Raw genomic sequence first — 23,098 nt, forward strand, 5'->3', positions numbered from 1 at the left:
TCTCATATCCCACTAAATACACACACAAAACAAACGCTAACAATACAATCTTTTTCATACTTTGATTCCCTATTTGTAAGATAAATTTTTGCGAAATTAAGGACATAAAACATACTTATGACAAAATGTAGAACCACTGTATTGACTACACGATTTTATATGCGTATCATCTAAAAATTCTATACTCCAAGTTGCGCTTTGCAAATCCCCAATTTTTAGCATAAATTTATCATCTTGCAAAGTTACGCTTTTTATTTCTATTTCCTCGCCTTGCTCCATAGGGAAATTCTCTTTAATGGTTTTATCTTTTAAATTTGTTTGCAATCCTACTTCATTAAAATATTCTTTTGTGTTGCAAGTTTTTGTGATTTGGGCTGATGAGTATGAGCCTTTTGCTGGGCAACGAATAAATTTTTTATCCCAAAAAGTCCTGCCTTTAGAATCTGCTATATCAACACTATCTGCACCAAACGCCACGCCACACGCCAAAATCACAAATGCTAGTAGTTTTTTCATTGTTTATTCCTTGCTTAAAAATGATTTTTGCAAATCATCGCTCGATTTTATATTTTTCTAAAATCTCAATAATTTTCTCATAATTTTGCACAGCGTTAGAATCATCGATAAATTTTGCTTCAATGAGCTTTTGTGTGGCAAATTGCAATGGCGTTCTTTTAACATAATTTTCATCATGATACACTTCATCTATTGTCCATCCCTCATACTCTGCTACATTGTCCTTATATGTGAGTTTATTTTCTAGCAGAAATTTTACAGATTCTACCTTCGCAGATTCGATAGCGGCAATCAAAAAAATCATTCCGCCACTTGCCTGCATAGAGATAAATCCCCGCTTCCCAAGATCATCAAGCATTAGTCTCAAGCCCTTTATGTCGCATTCTCCAAGCATATACATTATCGTGTAAGGTGTTTCTTTGTAAAAATATACATCATCTTCCCTACCTTTCCAATCTTTTGCCCACTTATTATAGAGAGCAGATTCTCTTGTGAAGTTGCATTCTTGTAAATCTTGCAAATTTAGCAAATTTGAAGCGATTGCAAACGCATTTAATAAAAATGCCACAATTATCACACGAAATATTAAAATGATATTTTTCATTTTTGCCACCTTAAAGTTTCCAATAACCTACATTAAATACCGCTAGAAACACATTTAGAATCTTTTGAAAAAATCTTAAAATTTTTTACCAACAAAATGGGCGTATTTAGTAGCGTTTTTTGCAAGTATCCCTCTAAATAGTAAATATTACAAATAGGTGAGATTCCCTCATTTGCAATAAATTCCATCTCCATTTTTTTATTTTCAAACAGCAAATCTATATCCCAACCAATTAGAGAATTTTTATCTATGCTACTTATAGAATTATCATCACGATTTGTGATATAAAGAGCATATTCTATTTCATTATTTAATGCTTCTATATCAATATGTTGTTTGTCTTTAAATAGATTACTTTGGCTTTTGTCCTCTATTTTAAAAACCCTATATTGCGGACATTCACAAGCATATTGCATATTTATCGCATACAAATATATGTGTTGTTTATCATTGCTGCAACCCATAAAAAACATAGAAAATGTGATGCAAAAAATAGTTTTGTTCTCATTGTAATAATTCCCATAGATTTATCCACCCTTGTTGTAAAATCTCTTTAATAACTTTACCATTGTTCCAAATAGCCCTTTTGCCGTGTCGATAATCTTGTTTTTTAATATCTTTTGTGTTGTCAATGTTGGGATTTGCCTTTGTGGTATGCCCTACAACATACCCCTGTGGAATCTCTTCGGACAAATTTTTTGCAATGCCATCTATGACAAAAAGGTCTCCGCCAGATTCACAACCGTGTATTTCGATATATGCTCCTTGTGCGATAAATCTATCGAACTTTATATCATATATCGTTCTTTTTTCTTTATGAGTATCAGTTGCGCTCAAGAAATCAGTCGTTTTACTTGCATACAAACTAGCATTAAGGCTATTGATTTGTATATCGTCTTTTGATAAATCTTTTGACATAGAGCTACCCTTATATATATAGCCCCCATTTACTACCGTGAAAAAACAAATCCAGCGAAGCAATAGCATTAGGTTTTTGCTCATTTATAATATCTACTATGGTTTTTGCAGAATCAATAAATTTATGTTCATATATATCGTTTGGATATTGCCTTTGGTAATCCCTTAAAACATTTAGGGAAGCATAATAGAATGCCGAATTATCGCCAATTTTACGCGCTCCACCATAAAATAATAGACGAACTTTTATTTTGCTTGTTTGCTGCTTTATAAAATCGCTAAACGCCATATCATCATTGCTTGCATATCGCTGTGGCAATGGTGTGAAAATCTCATTTGATTTTATGTCTAAATCCTCGCTAGATTTTAGGCAAGATTGACTTATAGATTCTGCGTTTTTATTGCCATTTTGCAAATCGTTAAAATCCTCTATTATATCCTCATCTAGCTCAAATATATCTTTTGCTTTTGGTTCGCCTTGCAGGATTAGCGGTGAGCCTTTGTCGGTTAGGACTTGTGAGATGGCTTGGGCTAGGACTATTTTTTGATTGTCAATTTCTAGTAATGTGGAGCAAATCGAATTTGGGATATTTACTAGTTTCGTGCAAGGGCTAGGCACACCTGCGATATTATTCGTGCAGCCCACGATAGTGGCATTTGCTAAATCTTGCAAACTTATCATTCCTGCGTCATTGCCATTAGAATCTTGCACACACATTGTGTCTTTTGTGCTTGATTGAAGTAAAATTTTACCTTTATGAGCGCATTCAATATTGTCAGATTCTAGCAGGGGATTTAGCTTTGGCATTTAGATTCCTTATGTGGATTTAGATTTTACTTTATTTACGCGTAAATATGTTAGGTTTTTTTGCCTTATGCGTGATAATAGCACAACCTCTCACAAAATATTGATTTTAGCAATGCCAAGTGTGATAAACACCCCTGCTGCAAGGCAAATCATCGCCACAGCCATATTTATGGTGCGCGAGATTCCCATTAGCGTGTTTTCGTGGATAATATCCACAAAGGCGTTGATGATAAGCGCGCCCGGGATAAGATAGAGGATACTCCCCGCGATAGCTATATCAGGCGTGGCAGAGAGCCCCAGCCACACGCCGATATACGCCGTGAAAGACACGATAAATGAGCATAGCAAATACTGCGCTCTAGAATCTAGATGGATTTTGTGGCAAAAATGGCGCACCAAAATCCCCACAAAAGTCCCCGCAAAAATGCAGAGCAACGCACCCAAATCCCCGCCAAAAAGCCGACAAAACGCCGCATTGCCAAGACTAATGATAAACACGCCTAGCACAGCGGAGAGTCGCTTTTGAGAAAGGGTGTAATCAAAGGATTTTTGCGCTTCTTTTAGGCTTAGGTGCTCATCGTGGATTTGCCAGCTTAGCGCGCTTAGGTTTGAGATGAGCGCGAGATTTGCCCTCAAAGGCGCGTTGTTTATGACTTGGGTTCGGCGATTATCGTAGTTGTGCGCATCGGTGATATTTATAGTAATGTATTTCAAAAACACGCTTAAATGCACTTCATAGCCCCACGCCTTGCCGATGCGCTCCGTGCATTTGATGATACGCGAAGTGTATGCGCCATTGCTAAGCAGCGCGCTAGAATAACGACACAAAAAATCGCACACAGCCTCGATTTTGGGCTTTGGCTTGTGCGGGGGTTTGGGCGTGGATTTTTGATTATTTGTTTGTTGTTTGTGGGGAGATTCTGTGATGGGATTTTGCAAGGCGGTGGCGTTTTTCTTTGCGCGTGGCATTAGCTATCCTAGTTAAGTGAGTTGAGGTTGATTTAGCGTGCGATTATAGCACACCAAATCCCAACTAAAATCTCCGCGCATAGAATTTTACTTATTTTTTACACTTTGCCTTGCCTGCGATTATGAAGCGCAATGCGTTTAGCTTGATAAAGCCCGCAGCGTCCTTTTGGTCATAGACGCTGTCCTCTTCAAATGTGCTATACGCGGCGTTAAAGAGCGAATTGCGCGAATTGCGCCCTAAAATCGTAACATTGCCTTTGTAGAGCTCTAGGCGCACTTGCCCATTTACGCGTTGCTGTGTCTTGTCGATGAGGGCTTGGAGTGCCTCTCGCTCGGGGCTAAACCAATATCCATTGTAGATAAGCTCGGCGTATTTTGGCATTATAGAATCTTTGAGGTGCGCTTCCTCTCTATCGAGGGTTAGCGATTCTATGGCGCGGTGTGCTTTGAGGTAGATGCTCCCGCCGGGCGTCTCATAGCAGCCGCGCGATTTCATTCCTACATAGCGATTTTCGACTAAGTCAAGTCGCCCGATTCCATTTTTGCTCCCTAGTGCGTTGAGCTTCTCCCAAAATTTCGCGGGGCTTAGCTTTTTGCCATCGATTGCTACGCCATCGCCATTTTCAAACTCAATGGTGATGATTTGTGGCGTATCGGGCGCGTTTTTAGGGCTCACACTCCACCGCCACATACTCTCTTCAGGCGCGACATTTGGGTCTTCGAGAATCTGCCCTTCATAGCTTATGTGAAGCAGGTTTGCGTCCATTGAATAAGGCGATTTATTTGCCTTTTTTTCGATTTTTATACCCGCTTTTTGCGCGTAAGAGAGAAGTTTCTCGCGACTATTTAAGTCCCACTCGCGCCACGGGGCGATGACTTTTATGTCTGGGTTGAGCGCGTATGCACCGATTTCAAAGCGCACTTGGTCATTGCCCTTGCCTGTCGCGCCGTGCGCTATGGCGTCTGCGCCGACTTTTTTGGCGATTTCTACAAGTCGCTTGGCAATGAGCGGGCGAGCGATACTCGTGCCTAGCAGGTATTCGCCCTCATAGATTGCGTTTGCCCGAAACATTGGAAACACAAAATCTGCTATAAATTCCTCCCTCAAATCCTCGATAAAAATATTTTGCTTTTTTATGCCAAGTTTGAGAGCCTTTGCCCGTGCGGGCTCGACTTCCTCACCCTGCCCAATGTCGGCTGTGAAAGTGAAAACTTCACAACCATAATTATCACCCAACCATTTGAGAATCACGCTCGTATCAAGCCCGCCAGAGTAGGCAAGGACTACCTTTTTTATGGATTTTGATTTTGCGGGGGTTTTGTGAGAATCTACAAAATCTATTTTTTGATTAGATTTTACGCTTGTTTTTGTATTTGATTTTGTGCTAGTTTTTGGCATTTGGGACGCTCCGTAAGTGAAAGTAAAAAGTGGTAAAATTATAATAAATTTTTGAAAAAAAGCTAGCAAAGAGTTTGAAAAAGTGATAAAAAATAGGCAATAAAAAAGCTAGCCTTTGCCTGCCAAAAAGTCTTTTTAAGACATTTTGATAAGCTAGGCTAGCTTTTTCAAAGAAGCAAAAACACCGCTAAAGCCACCAAAATCTAAGCGACTTTAGCCAAAATCTTAAGCCTAAAATCTTAAAAATCTTAAGATAGAAGCCTTAATAGATTTTGTTGTGCTGCGTTTGCTTGGCTTAGTGCGTAGCTACCAGATTGCGCTAGAATCGTCCATTTGTTAAATTCGGTTGATTCTTTGGCAAAATCCACTTCGCGGATTCCACTTTCAGCCGCTTTGACATTTACTTGTGTAGTAGAAATGTTATTTACGGTTACAATCATTTGCCCTTGCACAGAACCTAAGTCAGCGCGGATTTTGTCAAGTGTCTTTGTCGCAGAATCTGCGATGTCAATCACCACCATCGCGCCTCTAAGTGTGGTAACACCAGCACCTAGCACTTGGTTTCTAGCTACTGCTGCGTTGTTTTCATTTGCACCAGCAGCAGAGCGAGCATCTTCTTTAAATAGCCCTAGCACATCGCGTAGATTTACCACGGTTTCCGCCACGGCTTGTCCGGGTGCATATCCTGTGGAGGCAAGCGCGCCTGTCCCTGATACAAGTATGTCGCGAGAATCTTGTCGCACAAGTGCCAATCTACCATAATTCACTGAGCCCGGACCTGTTAGGTTTTGCCCATTCATTTTTTGGATAGATACGGGAGCGGTGCTGTTTTTGCCACCTTTTGGAGTGCCAGCTTGCACGACAATACCGCGTCCATCGATAGAGCGCAAGTTTAGTCGTCCTTCATTGTCCGCAAACGCTTCCACGCCTGTTTCCGCAGTCGCAGCGTTAAAGGCTTGGACAAGTCGTCCATCGCTATCAGCTTGCTTGATACCTTGAATATCGCCTAGCGAGAATCCATTGATGACAACGCCCATCAAATCGCCTGCTTGGATTTCTTGGTCAGAAGTAGAAAGCACGACAGCATTAGCGCGGATACCTGTTTTGTCAGCAGTCTTGTTGATGACTTCTGCTAGGTTTCCTAGCCCTGTGCCCGCAGTGTGAGAGATTTTGACAGACTCTAGCTGGACATCATTTACACCATCTACTTGGCGGAATTTGATAGCCACTTCGCCAGACGCGGTAATCATCGCGCCTGTTTCTAGGCGGACTTGCCCGATTTTGTCTGAAGTAGTCGCACCGATAGAGGCTTTGATAGATTGGTTTGAATACGCACCTACTTGGAATTCTTTATTTGTCCATTGACCAGACAAAAGAGCTTGTCCGTTGTAAGCGGTAGTATTGCCCACCATATCTAGCCCTTGCACCAAACGGATAATGTCGCTTTGAATCGCTTTGCGAGAAACGGAAGTTTGTCCATCTTGTGCCGCTTGGATAGCCTTTGTTTTCACAGTATCAAGGATTTTTAGCATTTCGTCCATCGCTTTATCGGCGATTTGGATAATACCCATACCCTCGTTTGTGTTTTGGATAGCTTGTCCTAGCGCGCTTGCTTGAGTGCGCAAAGAGTCCGCGATAATCATACCAGAAGCGTCATCAGCCGCTTTGTTGATACGAAGACCTGAGCTAAGTTTCTCAAGAGAATTCTTGAGATTCCATTGTGTTCCTACACCTTGCACATGGGCGTTTAGCGCCATCACATTCGTGTTGATTTGGAAAGCCATTGTGAAACTCCTTTTTGGGATTTAAGTCTAAAGGCATCCTTGCCTTTGACAAGACTAGAATCGACACAAAGAAAATCCTTTTAATAGATTTTGCTAGGTTTTGTGATAATTTCTCTATGGGATATGTTTTGCATTGGGATATGTTTGCGAAATATGCGACAAAAGCCGTAGATTAAGATTTTGGATTTTACTAGATTTTGCTAGATTTTGATTTTATTTTTGCGTTTGTAGCGTTTCGCGCTTGCGATACGCTTTTGGCGTTTATAAATCGCATTATAGCAAATTTGGATTTTGCTTATGCGATTTTGGCATTGATTTTCACATAAACTTTGCGTAAAATCTCACCTTTGCGTGCTAGATTCTCTCTCGCCCGCACTAAACGCCTTAAAGTCAAATTTGTATTTGTGGGTTTGTCTTGTGTTTGCAAAATCTAGAGGTGATTTGGGGATTCTCTTTTTTGGGATTTGCTTTAAGGCAAATACTCTTTAATCCGTCCTAAATTCGATTTCATAATTTATGATAAAGTCCATTTCCTCATCGCTCAAATCATAAAGCGGACAAATAAGCCTATCGATTTCATCGATTATATGCTTTGATTTGCGGATTTTGTAGGTTTTTACGCCATTGCTAAAATCGTGGTTTTTTTCTATGTCGGCTTCGTATTGCGTGGCTAGTGTTTCTAATTTTGCAATGATTGTCTTGCTAAATTTAGGAATGCGGAATCGCTCAAATTCGTAAATATAGCTGTCCCGCCCGTTAGAATAAGCGGTTTTAAACCACCAAAAAAGATTGCTTGACATTAACGCCACAAGCAATTTTGCATTTTTTGCATCAAAATAGTTTTCTTTGCTGGATTTCGTGGAATAGCTTGTGTATAAATCATAATATCCTCCGCCTGAAGTGCGATAATAGATTTTCTCTTTGCCTTTCATAAGCGATTTTAGCGATTGTTTTTGGGCATAAAGTTTTTTCATTATGACTTTTTCAATCGGCAAACTAATTTTACAAAACGCCCCTTCTCTCACAAATTCGATACTATTTATAAATTGTTGAGCTTCTATTAGCTCTTTTAGAGTTTGGCTAGAATAGCGTTTATTTACTTGCGTTGTAAATAGTTCTTTTGTGGGTGAGAGCGTTTTTTTAATGCTAATGACTGAGACTCTTTGCTCGGCATTGGGAAACACTTTCATAGGGCGATGCCCATAGCTACTCACTCGCATAAACTCGCAATTTTCTAGTAGCATTTGATGAAGTGCGATATTTGACTTGCTACTTGTGATGCTAAGGGGGACAATGTAGGCAAGATTGCCATTTTGCTTAATAAGATTAAAGCCCTTTTCGATAAAGAGTTTGTAAGTATCGCCTGTGTCGGCGTATTGATATTTCCACTGCTCTTTTGGCAATTTTTTGTTTTGGCAAAAATCCTTTTGTGCGCTATCTAGCAAATCCCCATAGGGCGGATTGCCAACTATCAAATCAAAGCACATAAAATCCCCGTTTTTATCCAAAACTTCGGGGAATTCAAATCGCCATTCAAAGTAGGATTTTGCCTCTTTTGAGATGGATTCATACGATTTCATAGAATCTAGCAAGGCGATAAAATCTTTTTGCACAAAGGCGCGTGGTTCGTTTGTAATGCCAAGCGTTTTGTGGTAATTAAATGCGATTAGGTAGTCATTTAGCTTTTTGCTTGCTTCTTGCAATTCTTTTGGGTTTGCGTTTGGCAATTTTGCATTATCGATTCCGCCGTAACCATAGGATTTTAGATAGTTTGCAAGGGTGCTTTTAAATTCTCGATATGCGGGGTTTGTTTTGACAAAAAGGCTTAAAATAAAATCTTTGGCAGATTCTATCTCGCGTTTGTGTAAGCCCCGCAAATCCTCGTTTGTCTCGTTTTTATAGGCGTTTGTGGCGTTTTTGTAAGATTGTATTTGTTTGGGTAATTTGACTTTCAAATCATCTAAAATGGATTTTATTTCGGCGACTTCCTCATCGGATTCGCCTAGTTTTCTGTCTTTGTTTAGCAGGGCTTTTAGCTGGGATTCTAGCTTTTCTTTGCTAAAATTTAGGGTTATGTTTGAGATAAGAGAGTTGCCACATTTTATGTTTATATCGATATTTGGGAGGGTTTGCATTTGGTGGATTGCAAAATCTAAATTTGGCAAATAGCCCTCATCGCCTTGTGTGAGATAATAGCTATTTTTTAGCAATTCTATCCAAAGTCGAAGTTTGCAGATTTCCACAGAATTTGGATTTATATCCACGCCAAAGAGATTATTTTCGATGATAGATTTTTTTAGCGCGAATAATGCCTTTTGGATTTTGTGTCTTGGCTCATTTGGGCTTTTTGGCTTAGCATAGACAAAATCACTCAAAACTAGCTCATCGCCGATAATATGCAACTCTTTGCTTAAAATACTAGAATCTAATAGCCCCAAATCATAGTAGATTCTTATCATCTCATTTAGCGCGGAGACTAAGAAATGTCCGCTCCCTACCGCTGGGTCGCAGATTTTTACGCTTTTTAGCGTGGCTATGTGCTTGGCGATTATGGATTGTCTATCGTTATGGGGATTTTTGTCATTGCGAGAATCTGCGACTTTGTCAAAAGTCGCAGATTCGTGGCAATCTATATTTTTTTGGATTGCCACGCTCGCTTCGCTCACTCGCAATGACGAATTAGAGCGCGATTGGCGGATTTCGCGGTAGATTTCATATTCTATGTCGGCTATATTTTTGCATTGCCATTTGGGATTTGCCTCATTAAATCTTTGCACTACGACTTGTTGTAAATTTTCCTCGCATATATACGCGCTAATCGCACTTGGCGTGTAAAAAGAGCCATCTTTATACGCATTTATGCGCTCAAAGACATTGCCTAAAATGCTTGCATTTATGAGTGTATCGGCTTCGTATTCCTCGCCACTGCCAAAGTCATAGCTATCCAAAAAATCTAGCAAGTAGCGCAAAAGCGGGATTTTAGCGACATTTGAGATTTTGGATTTTTTGTTGTATTCGCTGTAAGGGAGCAATTCTTTATCATTGCTTAGGGCGCGTATGTGAATGAGATTTTGCTCGATTTTATTTGGGTTAAACAGCGATGAGTTGAGATAGGGCATCGCAAAAAATGGCGAATCTTTATCGCGCTCATCGTGTGGCTTGGCAAAGACTTCAAAAAAGAGATTTTCCAAACTTTGAAAATCTTTTATGTGTTTGTTGTTTAGAAATTTTATGGATTGTTTGCCTTTTTCTTGGCTATTAAATCGAATGAGATTTGCCTCGATTAGCTTCAAAAACAAAATACGATTTAGCCACAAAATAATAAGTGAGATAATGTTTTCTTGGGTTTTGTCGCATTCATTTGGCAACGAATCAACGATATTGTGATACAGCGTCCCGCTTACATTATTTGGGATAATGGTGTTTTTGTTTTTATCTTTGCTCCCATCTAGGACTTTTAAGCCCAAAATATAAAGCAACTCTTTATAAAATGCCTCGTTAATGTCATTTTTGTGGATATATAATTCAAGCAAAAATTCGGGCGAAAACGCCTTGACAAAGGGCTTAATCTCGCTTAAATCTTTGCAATCCACAATTTTATGCAAATCCAAATATAGCGGTCTAAATTCTGCGTTAAAATGCTCGCTATCAAAATATTCTTTTAGCTCATTGTAAAAATCCTCGTTTGTTTTTTGCGCTATTTTTTCTTTTTTTAAATCCGTTTGCTTTGTCAAAGATTTGTATTTGCCATAAAGATTGTTTTTGATATGCTCATCTTTGTATAAATATCTCTCAAATTCGCTCTCTTTGAAAATGAAAAATTGATAAAAATCCGTGATAATGATATATTTTATCTCAAACCTTGCCCCACTCTCTAAGCAACGCTCTTTTTCACGCAAATAATACAAAATCACTTCGTGCAATGCCTTTTTGTTGTGATTTTCCGCGCTTATCATTTCATTTGCATTGCTTGGCTTTTTTGCTTCGATAATCACTGCGATATTATTTTCTTGCATAAGGGCTAAATCAATCTCACTTTTGCCTTGTGATTTTTGCTTGATAGCTGTGCTAAATCCTAGCGATTGGAGCAATGGCGTAAGCGCGTTTGCCACCAAATAATCCTCATTTTGGCTAATAAGTGTTGGGAGATAATTATTGATTTTTTGTTTAAATTCTTTGTATTGCTGCTCGGGGACTTTGGAGTGGTAGTATAAATCGCCCCCAAGAAAACTCGCAATCTCTTGAGGCGTCTCTCTTATGTTTAATCGAAGCATTTTCGCCCTTTTTGTAAATTTTGGTGCATTATAGCATTATTTTGTTTGATTTCTTTATCCTGCAAAATCCATAAATCATAACGCGATTTTCATAAGCTAGTTGTTTGTCTAAATCCTCTATTTGCAATTCTACTGCCATATTAACTTACTTTTCTACCTATCGTTTTATCGCTTTTGGTTTGATTTTGGATAAATATTTTATCAGCAATTTTAAGCAACTTTATTTTTATAAAGCAACTAAGTTGCAATTAAGCAAAAAAGTGTTATAATCCGCCGTTTAAATTTTAAAAACCGCCCAATTAAAAACCACCAAAAAGGTAGAAAAGGATTGACAATGCAGGATATTAAAACCCAAAATTTCTCAATGCAACCACACAAAAACACAAAATACGCCAACGCACCGCAACGCCAAATGCAACGCACACAAAATCTAACACTAAAGGCACTTTGCCTTTTCGCACTGCTATCAAGCACAAACACGCTATACGCTAACAAAGCGGATAAAAGCACGCACAATCAAACGCAAAATCAAACGCGCACGCACGATTCCCACGAGCATTTGCACGCAGACTTGAGCATAGATTCTGCCCACGCGCACGCCACACACGAAAATCACGCCACACAAGAATCTCACGCCACCAAGCGCGATTATTTGCACGCTTACGAACTCCACGAGCACGAGCATTCAAAGCAAGGCGATTTTGCTAGTCTAAGTGCGAGAGTGGGCATCTTTGGCAAATCCTCTGCCCTAGCTAGCAAAAGCGACAACGCAAACAAAGACAACTACGCGATGCTTTACTCACGGCTATTTCTTCGCGCAGCCCCCTTTGCAAACGCACATAACGGCTTAAGTGGCTTGCAAATAGGCGTAGGCGCGGTAGCGTATGCACCTTTTTATAGCGATAAGGCAAATCCCTACACTTACATAAACTCAAACTTTGTCGCAAACAACGCATATTTGGGCTATGTCAAAGATTTTAACCGCGTAAGTGTGGAGGTGCTAGCGGGGCGATTTGAGCAGGAGCTAGAGTGGGTTGGGCATTCATTGCAAGGCGTGTTTGGACGCGTAACTTTGCCATTTATCGCAGGCACAAACCCGCATTCCGCCCAAATCTATGGAATCTGGGTAAATGAGCACGCAGACATTACGCGCGAATTTAGCTCGGATTTTGACTTTTATAAGCACCTTTATCCAAAAGAAAATCTTTTCGCTGGCGGGGTAAATCTCTCCCTTGCGTTAAGCCAAAATGCGCGACTTCACATCGAGCCTTATGCGTATCATTTGACGCATTTTTTTAGCGTGTATGGGAGCAAATTTGTCCTAGATTTTGGCTTTGGCGGGGATTTTAATGGCAATTTAAATGGCACAAAATGGCGGAGCAAGACTATCGCACACGGGGCGTTTTTGTATTCAAATTATGCGCGAATCCACGCAGGGCACAACCATAATGAAGCAGGTGGCGAGCATAACCACAACCACGAGGACGGGCACGGACACTTAGACACGGATAATCGAGGCGATACCTATTTCGCGCTTTTGGAGCAAGAGTTTCTCTACAAAGATTTGCTCTACTTTGGGGTTGGATTTCAGCATATCGGTGAGCGTGTGTTTGAGCTAGCAAATATCGAGACGACTTCGCGCTTTGAGGCACACGAGGGGCAGGGATTTGGCGTGATTCGTCCTGGTGCATTGCATAGCGGTAGCCACACGACAAACGCCTATAATGCGCATACAAACACTTACTATGGCTTTGTGGGGGCGAGGTTTGGCACGCAAAGACGATTTGCGCTAGAGGCTCTTGCGCGAGATAGCACGAGCAGTGCCAAGACACAGAGCGCGTTTTCGCTAGGGTTGCGATATGAGTTCCCGTATGGCTTTGAAATCGGTGGCTTAGCCGTGTATATGCTAGATAAGCACGCACACGATGGAATCCCCCACACGCTTAATCGCAGCTTTGGCAAGGCATATATGCAATGGAGATTTTAAAATTTAAACGCAAATTTTCAACGCAAAATCAACACAAGGGGCAATGATGAAAAAACATATATTTAGCAACATATTGCGTGGGGGCATAGTGGTGTCTTGCACGCTGGCATTATGCTTAAATGTGGCAAGCACAAAGGATTTTAATACGCAAAAACCCATAATCTCTGTGAGTATCGCGCCGATAGGCTATTTTGTGGAGCAAATCGCTAAAAACACGGCGGATATAAACCTCATAATCCCGCCAAATAGCGATGAGCACACGCTAGATTTTAAGCCTAGCGTGGTGGCAAATCTGCAAAAAAGCGCGGTGTATTTTACTATCGGGTTAGAAATCGAAGCGATTTTGGCGGATAAATTTAAGGGTGTGAAAATCGTGGATATAAGCAAAGGCGTGGCAAAAATCAATGATACGCACGAGCATAATCACGGGGATTCTCACGAGCACGATTTGCACGCACATAATTCGCATTCGCACGGAGATTCTCACGCGCACGATTCGCATTCGCACGAACTAGAATCACACGAGCATTCACACGATTCGCATTCGCGCAAAGACCCGCATATTTGGCTTGACCCGATTTTAGCTAAAACGCTTTCCCAAAATATCGCAAACACTTTGCGCGAACTCTACCCGCAAAATGCGAAGTTTTATGCCAAAAATCTAGCGGATTTTGAAGCGAAATTAGACAGCTTGCACGCCCAAATCACGCAAATCCTCTCAAAAAGCAAGCACAAAAAATTTATCATCTATCACCCAAGTTTGAGTTACTTTGCCAAGCGATATAATCTCACTCAAATTCCTGTGGAGATTAAAAGCAAAGAGCCTAAGGCAAGGGATTTGCAAGCCATAATCACGCGTGCCAAAAAAGAGCAAATCCGCACGATTTTTGTGCAGGCTGGATTCTCCCAAAAATCCGCCAAAACATTAGCCAAAGAGTTAGGCGCAAATGTCGCACAAATCAACCACCTAAGCGATGAGTGGGATAAGCAAATGCTAAATATCGCGCGACAAATCGCAGAGCAATAAAAAACTAGCAAGGTGTGGCAAGGCAAGGTATGGTAAGGTAGGTTTTAGCAAATGCGAGTTTTGTTTGGATTTTGCCTTTTTGTCGCGCTTAGTGCCGCGCAAATCCACGCCTGCGCGCTGTGCCAAGCCTATATCCCAAATGTGCTTGTAAGCATAGATTTTAAGCGTAACGACAAACATATTTCGCTTATTTTTCAATGGCAATTTGAGAGGGAATTTACCCAAACGCTTTTGCATAGCTATGATATAAACGCAAATAATGTGCTTGATAAAAGCGAGCTAAAACTCATAAAAAACGCGCTCACAAGCTATGCCCTGCCTAGACATAACCTAACCCAAATCCTGCTAGAAAATCCAAATAATGAGAATCTAGAGAGCGTAAAATTTCGCATAAAAAATACTGAAATCTTTATGCAAGATGAGAGGCTAATCTACCGTTATGAAGTCGCGCTAAATTCTGATTTTGGCAAATCTAAGCGACTTTTTGTGCAGGTGCAAGATGAGGGGGATTTTTTTGCGTTTAAGTTTTTGCCACATACGCGAATTGATTTTGGAGGGCAGGTTTTATTAGGCAATGAAAATGCAAATCTCATCATTTTTGAGATAAAAAATGCGGGGGATTTGGTGGAGGATTTGCGCGGGGATTTTAGCGAAAATGTGCGCGGGGATTTGAGTAACGATTTGCGCGGAGATTTTAGCCAAACACAATCGCGCGAAACGCAATCGCGTGATTTAGATTTTAGCCAAAATCTATCCACACATTCTAGCCTGCAAAGCATAAACGATTCTACTCAAGCGTTTTTAAGCGCGCTGTGGCAAAATATAATCGCGCTCAATGCCAAAATCCTCTCCGCCATAAAATCCCACATAATAGGCGAAAAAAGCATATTTGGGATTTTTAGCTTAATAGCGTTAAGTTTGCTTTATGGCGTTTTGCACGCTGCTGCGCCCGGACACGCAAAACTGCTTACTAGCTCGTATTTTTTAGCTCACAAAGGCTCTTATGCAAAGGCGTTTGGCTTTGCTTTGCGCGTGGGAATCGTGCATATTGTAAGCGCGTTTGTGCTTGTGGGGCTTGGGCTTTTTGTCTTAAAAATCGTGGTGCAAAGCCTAGCAAATGACGCAAATGCGATTATCACGCAGATTTCTAGCGCGATAATCATAGCGGTGGCATTAGCCTTGCTCGTGCGAAAAATGCGTGGCAAACACGCGCATACTTGCGGGTGTGCGTCCTGCCAAAATCACGCGACTACTTCAAACGCGCTTCATAAAAGTAGCGCGCAAAATCCACGCTCCATATTTGCAAACGCGCCACATTCGTATTCTATGCTTGCAAACGCGCTGAAAGCTATGCAATTCACATTTTCAAAGATTGCCACAAATATTAGCCCAAATATTGATTTTGCCAAATGGGGTGTGATAATCGCAGCGGGAATCGTGCCCTGCCCAAGTATGATTCTCGTGCTGTTGCTATGCTTTGAAGTGGGCTTTTTTAGCGCGTTTTTAAGCGCGATTTGCATTGCGATTGGAATGAGTGCGGTGGTGTTTGCATCTGCGATTTTTGCGCATAAGGTGCGATTAAGTGCGGGGAGTGAGAAAATCTTGCGTGCGTTAGAATATCTCGCGCTTTGTGGAATGCTTTGTGTGGGGATTTTTATGTTTGCAAATGCAAAATCTAGCGTGTTTTAAAATTTAAATTTTAAAAATGGCGTGGGATTTTTGATAGTAGATTTTAAGTAATTTTTGGAGTGGTTATGGAGCTTTTTAGGATAGAGGATTTGACTTTTGCTTATGGTGCAAATCAACCGCCCGTGCTAGAAAACATAAATTTGCGTTTTTTTAGTAGCGATTTTTTGGCGATTACGGGGGCAAATGGCGGGGGGAAATCTACGCTAATAAGGCTAATTTTAGGCATTTTGCACCCGCAAAATCCACACATAACGCGCTATGTCAAAACTACGCAAATGGGCTATGTCCCCCAAATCACACAGGCAAACCCAAACTTTGGCATTCGCGTTATTGATTGCGTGGCTATGGGGCTTGTGGGAGGGAGGACATTTGGCTTTGCCCCCAAAAGCGACAAAGACAAAGCGCGAAATGCCCTCTCACTCGTGGGAATCCAAAATCTTTGGGATAAAAATCTCAATGAATTAAGCGGAGGGCAACGGCAGAGAGTCTTTATCGCGCGGGCTTTGGTGGGTGAGTGCAAAATATTGCTTTTAGATGAGCCAAGTGCAAGTGTGGATAAGCAAAGCGCGGAGGTGATTTTTACGCTTTTAGATTGTTTGCATAAAAATGGCGTTGGGATTTTGCTTATTAGCCACGATGTGGATTTGGCAAGTAAGTATGCAAACAAAGTCGCTACGCTAAATCACACACTAAAATGGCGACAAAATCCGCAAAATCCACACAATTTAAAGGGCGCAAATGTTTGAGATTCTCTCATTTAGCTTTATGCAAAATGCCATTTTTGGCGCGATTTTGGTAAGCGTGGCGTGTGGGATTATAGGCTCTCTAGTAATGATAAATCGGCTCTTTTCACTAGCGGGGGGCATTACGCACGGGGCATTTGGGGGAATCGGGCTTGGATTTTATCTAGGGCTTAGCGGGTGGGCTATGTTTGCTAGCACGGCGACATTTGCACTATGTTTGGCGTTACTTGTGGCGTATCTTAGCAAAGCCTATCCGCATAGAAGCGATAATATCATCGCGGTGATTTGGGCGTTTGGTATGGCGTTTGGGATTATTTTGGTGGATAAAAGTAGCGATTTTGGCGCGGATTTGATGAGCTATTTGTTTGGCAATATTTTGGCGATTAGTGGCGAGGATTTGGTGATTATGGGCGTGTGTGATGCGCTATTTGTGGGCGTTAGTGTGGCGTTTTATCGGCAGTTTGAATCTATGAGCTTTGATAGCGAGTTTGCAGGACTAAGGGGCGTAAAAACGGGGATTTTGCATTTTGTGCTTGTGTGTGCTATCGCGCTTTGCGTGGTGGTGGCTATGCGCGTGGTGGGGCTTATTTTGGTGCTTGCATTGCTTGGGATTCCTTGCTTTATCGCGGAGCGATTTGCACGGACTTTGGGCGGGATAATGCTTGTATCGTGCGTTTTAAGCGTGATATTTTGTTTTTTGGGTTTGGCATTATCCTACGCGCTAAATCTATCAAGTGGTGCAAGCATTATCCTTGTGGCGTGCGTTTTCTTTGTGCTTTGCTTGCTAAAGGAGAAATAAAATCGCTAGATAAAAACAATTAAAAACCAAAATGTAATGCCTTGTGATGATGATTTTTAGTTATTTTAAGTTTGCATAAAAGATAATTTAGCTACTCAAAAAACCATTTTACCAAAAGCTAACCTTGAGTCTTTTAGCGAATTTTAGCTATTTTTAGAGTTGTCTTTGTGTTTAGATTGCTTGCGTTAGAAAATCCCAAAAAACACAACCAAAATCTAAAAATTTCCACCTACAATAATGCTACCAAAAGTGTGGATTCCGCCTAGTCCCCCGCCATCTTGATTGCTAAATTCTCTCGTGCGATGAAGCGCGGTATATGCCATAAAAAATCGCTTGTAATTTAGGCTAACCCCCCATATAATCTCCCCCACGCCACGCGACAACTCAATATCATTGCGTGGCAAAAAAGAGTTGCCCTGCAAAAACATATTTCTCACCACAGCGCGAATCCCCCCCCCCATATATACTTCTACGCTAAAATCAAACGCATTTTTGGCACTGCTTACAAAGCCAGAATTTATAGTCGGCGTGAATGTGTTTGGCGTGAGATTGTAGCCTATGCGTGCGATTAGGTTTGCTTGGGCATAGATTTTGGCATTGCCTAGCCCAAAGCTAACTTGGGGCATAATATCTAGCAATGATTTGCTTTTTTCATACACTTTTGGCAGGCTAAAAGACAAACGATAATACGCATTAAAAACCCCTTCATTTTTTAGCTGTGTATCCCAGCCCTCTAGCTTGCGGACATTTCGCGCTTCGTGGATAAAATCTTGGGTTTGTTTGGCAAGGGCGGCTTTGCCTACTACGCCTATTTGGGCTTCAAACTGCTCAAGAATGTATCTAAATCGATTTTGCAATACAACGCTTGTGTATAAAAATCCGCTGTATGGATAATCCCCGCTTGGCGGTGGGTTTGAAAATCTATCTTTTGGCGCATACATTTCTTGGGACATAGCTATGCCAAAAGATGGGGCAAAAAGCGTGCTATCATCATATTTTTCTAAATGTTTTGCAAAAAAGCTAGGCAAAGAAATCGCATTCATAAAAGCATAAAATCTATTTGTGTGCTTGCTATTTTGTAGCAAATCTTTGGAGTGAAATTTTAGCCCGACTCCTGCGGTGTAGTATCTATCGATGTGTGGATTGAAATTTGAGTCGTTTTCATAAAGAAGTAAAAATGAGTGTTTATCGTTTTTTGGTTGGCGCGACATTGTGGCGTTGCAACCCTCAATGCAAGGGGGTATATTTTCGCTAGCAAACAACCCCATAGCGATAAACGCGCAACAAAATATGCCAACAAACCTATGCAAAATCCACATTATAGACGCTTTTTATCGGTGCTCTAAATTATAATTTACCTCGATTTTTAGACGGACGATTTTTTCGGGTTTGGGGAAATTTTTGTGTGCTTCTAGGACGCTTTTTAGGGCTTGCGTGTTTAGTATGTCGCCTGTGTTGGAGCGGTAGATTTTGAGGTTTTTTATCGCGCCATTTGGCTCTAGGACAAAATCCACCCACACGCTTCCTTGCATTTCACGGATTTGGGCTAGTCTAGGGTAGTGGTGTTTTTTGCGGATTTCGGCTTGGACTTTTTGGTAAAACTCATCGCTTATGCCCTCATTAAACGCTAGGGATTCATAAGTAGAGCCTTGAGAGTCTTGATTGGACGCGGCGTTTGATTCTAGCTCGGTTGGGATATTTTTGCTTATGTTTTCTTGCTCATTTGGCTCTTCTTGCATTTTTTCTTGCTCTTCTAGCGGGATTGGGTGTTTTGGTTTGTGGTGTTTGATATGCTCTTTGTGATGTTTTTTGTGGTGCTTGTGGCGAGGTCTAGTAGGGGTGGAGTAGGCTTTTTGGTTGGCATTTGTGTTGATACTTGCTAGGCTCATTGTGATTTGGGCTAGCCCTATTTCTTCTAGGTTGTCATTTCTATCAAATACCCCTAAAATCCCCGCTATAAGCCCTAGATGAAACACCACCGAGCTAGCAAAGCCGATAAATGCAGGGGTTTTAATCTGCTTGCGCAGAGATAGAAAAGTTTTCATGTCCTTTGTCCTTTAATATGCCTATGATTCTTACAAAGTTATCAAATTTTGCGTCTTTGTCGCTTTTGACTTCTATCATTTTGTCATCGTTGGTTTGATTTATGATTTGTTTTATCGCGTCAAAATCCTTTTCTTCATCGTCAATGTAGATTTTATTATCGGCATTTATTACGATAGTTAGCCGTTTGTCATCAAGTTTTTTTTCTACTTTGTCGGCTTGGGGTAGGTTGATAGGGATTGCCCCTTGCGCGATAAAAGTCGAAACACTTAGCACAATAGCCAGCAACACAAGCATAACATCAATAAGCGGGATAACATTTAGCCCATCTCGGCGATGTAGTTTCATTTGATTCTCCTAGATTTTGTATGGTTTGTATGTGTTTTGATTTTAGGATTTTTTGTAGGTTTTGTAGCGATTTAGCAGCACATCTACACGGCGCAAAAGTGCGTTATACACGATAAGTGTAGGGATAGCCACGACTAGCCCTAAGGCTGTGGCTTTTAGTGCTAGAGATAGCCCTACCATTATGCTTTTTGCGTCAATCCCACCGCTTACGCCCATATCATAAAAAGTTATCATAATGCCAACCACCGTGCCCAAAAGCCCGATATAAGGGGCGTTTGAATAAATGATATAAAGTGTGGTTAGGTTTTTGGTAAGGGATTCTTCAAGGGCGTCAATATCCACAAACACGCGCACATCTACACGCCAAAAATAAAGCAACCTCTCTATGCTAAACCACAGCGATAAAAAGCTCATAAGCCCTAGCACGCAAAAAATAATCATATCAATATGCGTTCGTAAAAAGTCCATTTGCAACCTCTTTTTTTTTGGATTTTTGTGTTGGTTTGTTTATGTGATTTGTGCCTAAAATCGCATTATTTATTCTCATTTTGTCTATCAAAAAGAGAATAGCTTTTAGTATTTAGCACAAATGTGAAAGCAATGTTAATGTATTTTTCTTAACACAAAAATAAAACTTGCATAAAACACTAATAAACCTTGATAAACATTGCATAGATATTGCATAAAGTCGGCATAAATTCGCGCAAAATCTAAATATGTGCGTTTGCAAAATTTTCGCAAAAATCCACAAAAATCCACACATCGCACACAAAATGTCGCACATAAAATGCCAAAAAATATCAAAAGATTAGCCTTAATCGCTTATAATTGCGCGTGTTATTCAAGGTTTGTGATTTTATGTTTGCCACTTGCTTTTTATGATTTTTATGAAAAAATATGCCATTCAAACACAAAAATACAACAAAAAAGGTTACCAAATGCCTAAAAAATCTGCCAAAAATACCCAAGCTAATTCACTAGATTCTAGTCTAAAATCTAATCTAAAATCTAGTGCAGAGTCTAGCGATATGGCAGAATCTAACGATATGTCTTTTGAAGAATACATTAACCAATCTTGGGGGGATTTTGCACCGATAAAAAAACCAAAAAAAGACACTCAAAAACCCCCAAAAAAAACAAACCAGCAAGATACAAAACAAGACACAAAATCTACCAAAATCTCTCAAACAAAAAACAATGAAACAAACAACACAAAATCTACAAACCCCGCAGAATCTATCGAATCTACAAAGCCTACAAATGCGCCAAACGCCATAAATAGCCAAAATGCCGATGAGCTAGAAGGGCTAGATGATTTAGATGATTTTAGTGATAATATCGATAGGGGGCAGGATTTTTCGCGAGGTATCACGCCAAATCTTAGCGAGATTGAGCGAGAATTTGGCGGGCAAGATATTGATGAATTTGAAGATTTGCACGAGTTTGAGGAGAGTTTGGAGGGGGATTCTAGCCAGCCTAAGTTGCCCTATTTTACGAGTGTTTCGCGACATAGATTTCATAGCGCACACGCCATAAATGTCAAAGATAGGCTAAAAAAAGGGCTAAATACATTTATTAGCCACGAGTCTTTTAGCGGGGTGTTGCTGTTTTTTTGCGTGATTTTTGCTATGGGGGTGGCAAATTCTGCGTTTGCAGAAAAATATTTTGCATTTCAAGAGCTAAAACTTGGCGTGTTTTTTGGCGAGGGACACGCGGGAATGTCGATTTTGCATTTTGTCAATGATGTGGCGATGAGCTTTTTTTTCTTAATGATTGGGCTAGAGATGAAAAGAGAGATTCTCTATGGCGAGCTAGCGGGAGCAAAAAAAGTCATTTTCCCTATGCTTGCTGCGCTTGGGGGGATTGTAGTCCCCATAGGAATCTATTTGTTTTTCAATCACGGCACGCCCTCAGCTGTGGGATTTGGCGTGGCGATGAGCACGGATACGGCTTTTGCGCTTGGTGCGATACTTTTTTTGGGCAAGCGAGTGCCTCTTAGCTTAAAGGTGTTTTTGGTTACGCTTGCGGTGGTCGATGATTTGGGAGCGATTTTTGTCATAGTGATTTTTTATACGCAAAATCTGCAGATTTCTTGGCTTATCATCGCGCTTATTATTTTAGCCGTGCTGATTTATTTCAACCAACAAGACACGCGCAAAACTTCAAGTTATTTATTTTTGGGCGTTTTGCTTTGGATAGCCGTGCATAATAGTGGAATCCACGCCACCATAGCAGCCGTGCTTTTGGCTTTTTGTATCCCGGGGCGTTCAAATGTCTCTGATATTGCGCTTTTGCGACTACGCGAAGAGCTCAAAAAAATCACGCATATCACGCAAAGCGGGCGCAACTTTTTTGAGACGCACGCACAAAAAGAAGATATGGGAGGATTTCGCCAAACTTTAGCAAGCCTAAAAAAATTTTTTAGCTCTAAAGAGAGCGAGCGCACATTTAACATAAAAGAGCAAAGTCAGCGCGTCCAAATCCTAGAATCCATCGCCAAATACTCTCACGCCGCCCAAAATCCACTGCTTCAGCTACAAACATTTTTGCACCCATTGTGCTCATATTTTGTCGTTCCATTTTTTGCGTTTGTAAATGCGGGCGTGCGGATAGATTCTAGTATAAATTTTGATTTAGACCATATATTTTTGGGGACGATTTTGGGGCTGGTGGTAGGGAAGCCTATCGGGATTTTGGTTTTTTCTTTTTTGGGCGTGAAGCTAGGGGTGGCGACTAAGCCAAATGATTTATCATTTGGGCATATATTTGCCACAGGGTGCTTAGCTGGGATAGGATTTACGATGTCTATATTTGTGGCAAATCTAGCCTATGACCACGAAGATGCTATCATTTTATCCAAAATCTCTATTTTATACGCCTCTTCGCTAGCACTTATCATTGGCATTTGTCTTTTGTATTTTTTTACAAAGCCAAAAGAGCCTGTGTATCTGCTAGAATCTAAACGCGATTTGAGTGATTTGCCTAGTGATATTTCTAGTCCTAGCGGAGAATCTAGCGCATTTGCTACGCCAAAAGATAATGACAAAGCAAAGGATTTTGCGCTAGATTTGGCATTTGCCAAAGAATCTGCCAAACACCACATAAAAGATTCTACTTCGCAAATCAATCTAAAATAATGTAAAAATATGCGATTATTTTAAAAAATTACAAGGAAACAAATGAAACACAT

Annotated in this window: 19 protein-coding genes; 6 read left to right on the forward strand and 13 right to left on the reverse strand. The window is 40.6% G+C overall.

Going from position 1 to position 23,098, the window contains the following annotated elements; translation table 11 throughout:
* Nucleotides 1-96 precede the first annotated feature (96 nt).
* The 9 genes from ACWIUO_RS10835 to ACWIUO_RS10875 form a co-directional block, all read right to left on the reverse strand.
* A complete protein-coding gene (locus ACWIUO_RS10835) occupies nucleotides 97-516 on the reverse strand; it encodes a hypothetical protein (protein WP_454177910.1) in 420 nt (139 codons plus the stop codon).
* 34 nt (nucleotides 517-550) lie between these two features.
* Nucleotides 551-1,120: a hypothetical protein gene (locus ACWIUO_RS10840; protein WP_454177911.1), complete on the reverse strand. Its 570-nt coding sequence runs from the start codon at nucleotides 1,118-1,120 to the stop codon at nucleotides 551-553.
* 32 nt (nucleotides 1,121-1,152) lie between these two features.
* Nucleotides 1,153-1,536: a hypothetical protein gene (locus tag ACWIUO_RS10845; protein ID WP_454177912.1), complete on the reverse strand. Its 384-nt coding sequence runs from the start codon at nucleotides 1,534-1,536 to the stop codon at nucleotides 1,153-1,155.
* Between the two features lie 88 nt (nucleotides 1,537-1,624).
* Nucleotides 1,625-2,038, reverse strand: a complete 414-nt coding sequence (locus ACWIUO_RS10850; protein WP_454177913.1) for a hypothetical protein — start codon at nucleotides 2,036-2,038, stop codon at nucleotides 1,625-1,627.
* A gap of 10 nt (nucleotides 2,039-2,048) precedes the next feature.
* The gene (locus ACWIUO_RS10855; protein WP_454177914.1) at nucleotides 2,049-2,846 is read right to left on the reverse strand and encodes a hypothetical protein; all 798 of its coding nucleotides are present in this window, start codon (nucleotides 2,844-2,846) and stop codon (nucleotides 2,049-2,051) included.
* Between the two features lie 90 nt (nucleotides 2,847-2,936).
* Nucleotides 2,937-3,815, reverse strand: a complete 879-nt coding sequence (locus ACWIUO_RS10860; protein WP_454177915.1) for a threonine/serine ThrE exporter family protein — start codon at nucleotides 3,813-3,815, stop codon at nucleotides 2,937-2,939.
* Between the two features lie 91 nt (nucleotides 3,816-3,906).
* Nucleotides 3,907-5,214: an argininosuccinate synthase gene (locus ACWIUO_RS10865; protein WP_454177916.1), complete on the reverse strand. Its 1,308-nt coding sequence runs from the start codon at nucleotides 5,212-5,214 to the stop codon at nucleotides 3,907-3,909.
* A gap of 248 nt (nucleotides 5,215-5,462) precedes the next feature.
* Nucleotides 5,463-6,998 carry a flagellin A gene (locus ACWIUO_RS10870; protein ID WP_454177917.1) on the reverse strand — a complete coding sequence of 512 codons (1,536 nt, stop codon included), beginning with the start codon at nucleotides 6,996-6,998 and terminating at the stop codon, nucleotides 5,463-5,465.
* 485 nt (nucleotides 6,999-7,483) lie between these two features.
* Nucleotides 7,484-11,272 carry a type IIG restriction enzyme/methyltransferase gene (locus ACWIUO_RS10875; RefSeq protein WP_454177918.1) on the reverse strand — a complete coding sequence of 1,263 codons (3,789 nt, stop codon included), beginning with the start codon at nucleotides 11,270-11,272 and terminating at the stop codon, nucleotides 7,484-7,486.
* Between the two features lie 334 nt (nucleotides 11,273-11,606).
* On the opposite strand from ACWIUO_RS10875, the gene ACWIUO_RS10880 reads away from it, so the two are divergent.
* From ACWIUO_RS10880 to ACWIUO_RS10900, 5 genes are all read left to right on the forward strand, one after another.
* A complete protein-coding gene (locus ACWIUO_RS10880) occupies nucleotides 11,607-13,259 on the forward strand; it encodes a hypothetical protein (protein WP_454177919.1) in 1,653 nt (550 codons plus the stop codon).
* Between the two features lie 46 nt (nucleotides 13,260-13,305).
* Nucleotides 13,306-14,286, forward strand: coding sequence for a metal ABC transporter solute-binding protein, Zn/Mn family (locus ACWIUO_RS10885; RefSeq protein WP_454177920.1), 981 nt, complete (start codon nucleotides 13,306-13,308; stop codon nucleotides 14,284-14,286).
* A 51-nt stretch (nucleotides 14,287-14,337) separates the two neighbouring features.
* The gene (locus ACWIUO_RS10890; protein ID WP_454177921.1) at nucleotides 14,338-15,975 is read left to right on the forward strand and encodes a nickel/cobalt transporter; all 1,638 of its coding nucleotides are present in this window, start codon (nucleotides 14,338-14,340) and stop codon (nucleotides 15,973-15,975) included.
* A gap of 65 nt (nucleotides 15,976-16,040) precedes the next feature.
* A complete protein-coding gene (locus tag ACWIUO_RS10895; protein ID WP_454177922.1) occupies nucleotides 16,041-16,721 on the forward strand; it encodes a metal ABC transporter ATP-binding protein in 681 nt (226 codons plus the stop codon).
* Nucleotides 16,714-17,517, forward strand: coding sequence for a metal ABC transporter permease (locus ACWIUO_RS10900; RefSeq protein WP_454177923.1), 804 nt, complete (start codon nucleotides 16,714-16,716; stop codon nucleotides 17,515-17,517). Before ACWIUO_RS10895 ends, ACWIUO_RS10900 begins: the two co-directional genes overlap by 8 nt.
* A 215-nt stretch (nucleotides 17,518-17,732) precedes the next feature.
* Here the strand turns inward: ACWIUO_RS10900 and ACWIUO_RS10905 are convergent, their stop codons facing one another.
* From ACWIUO_RS10905 to exbB, 4 genes are read right to left on the reverse strand one after another with little or no spacing between them, the layout of a single operon-like run.
* The gene (locus tag ACWIUO_RS10905; protein WP_454177924.1) at nucleotides 17,733-18,836 is read right to left on the reverse strand and encodes a lipid A deacylase LpxR family protein; all 1,104 of its coding nucleotides are present in this window, start codon (nucleotides 18,834-18,836) and stop codon (nucleotides 17,733-17,735) included.
* Nucleotides 18,837-18,848: 12 nt separating this feature from the next.
* On the reverse strand, nucleotides 18,849-19,562 hold the full coding sequence (locus ACWIUO_RS10910; protein WP_454177925.1) for an energy transducer TonB: 714 nt from the start codon (nucleotides 19,560-19,562) through the stop codon (nucleotides 18,849-18,851).
* Complete coding sequence (exbD, locus tag ACWIUO_RS10915; RefSeq protein ID WP_454172668.1) at nucleotides 19,528-19,908, reverse strand: TonB system transport protein ExbD; 381 nt, start codon at nucleotides 19,906-19,908, stop codon at nucleotides 19,528-19,530. The genes ACWIUO_RS10910 and exbD overlap by 35 nt, the downstream gene beginning before the upstream one ends.
* 42 nt (nucleotides 19,909-19,950) lie before the next feature.
* Nucleotides 19,951-20,376 carry a TonB-system energizer ExbB gene (exbB, locus tag ACWIUO_RS10920; protein ID WP_454177926.1) on the reverse strand — a complete coding sequence of 142 codons (426 nt, stop codon included), beginning with the start codon at nucleotides 20,374-20,376 and terminating at the stop codon, nucleotides 19,951-19,953.
* A 470-nt stretch (nucleotides 20,377-20,846) separates the two neighbouring features.
* On the opposite strand from exbB, the gene nhaA reads away from it, so the two are divergent.
* Nucleotides 20,847-23,045, forward strand: coding sequence for a Na+/H+ antiporter NhaA (gene nhaA, locus ACWIUO_RS10925; RefSeq protein WP_454177927.1), 2,199 nt, complete (start codon nucleotides 20,847-20,849; stop codon nucleotides 23,043-23,045).
* Nucleotides 23,046-23,098: the final 53 nt, after the last annotated feature.

The sequence above is a fragment of the Helicobacter sp. T3_23-1056 genome, from assembly GCF_053654535.1.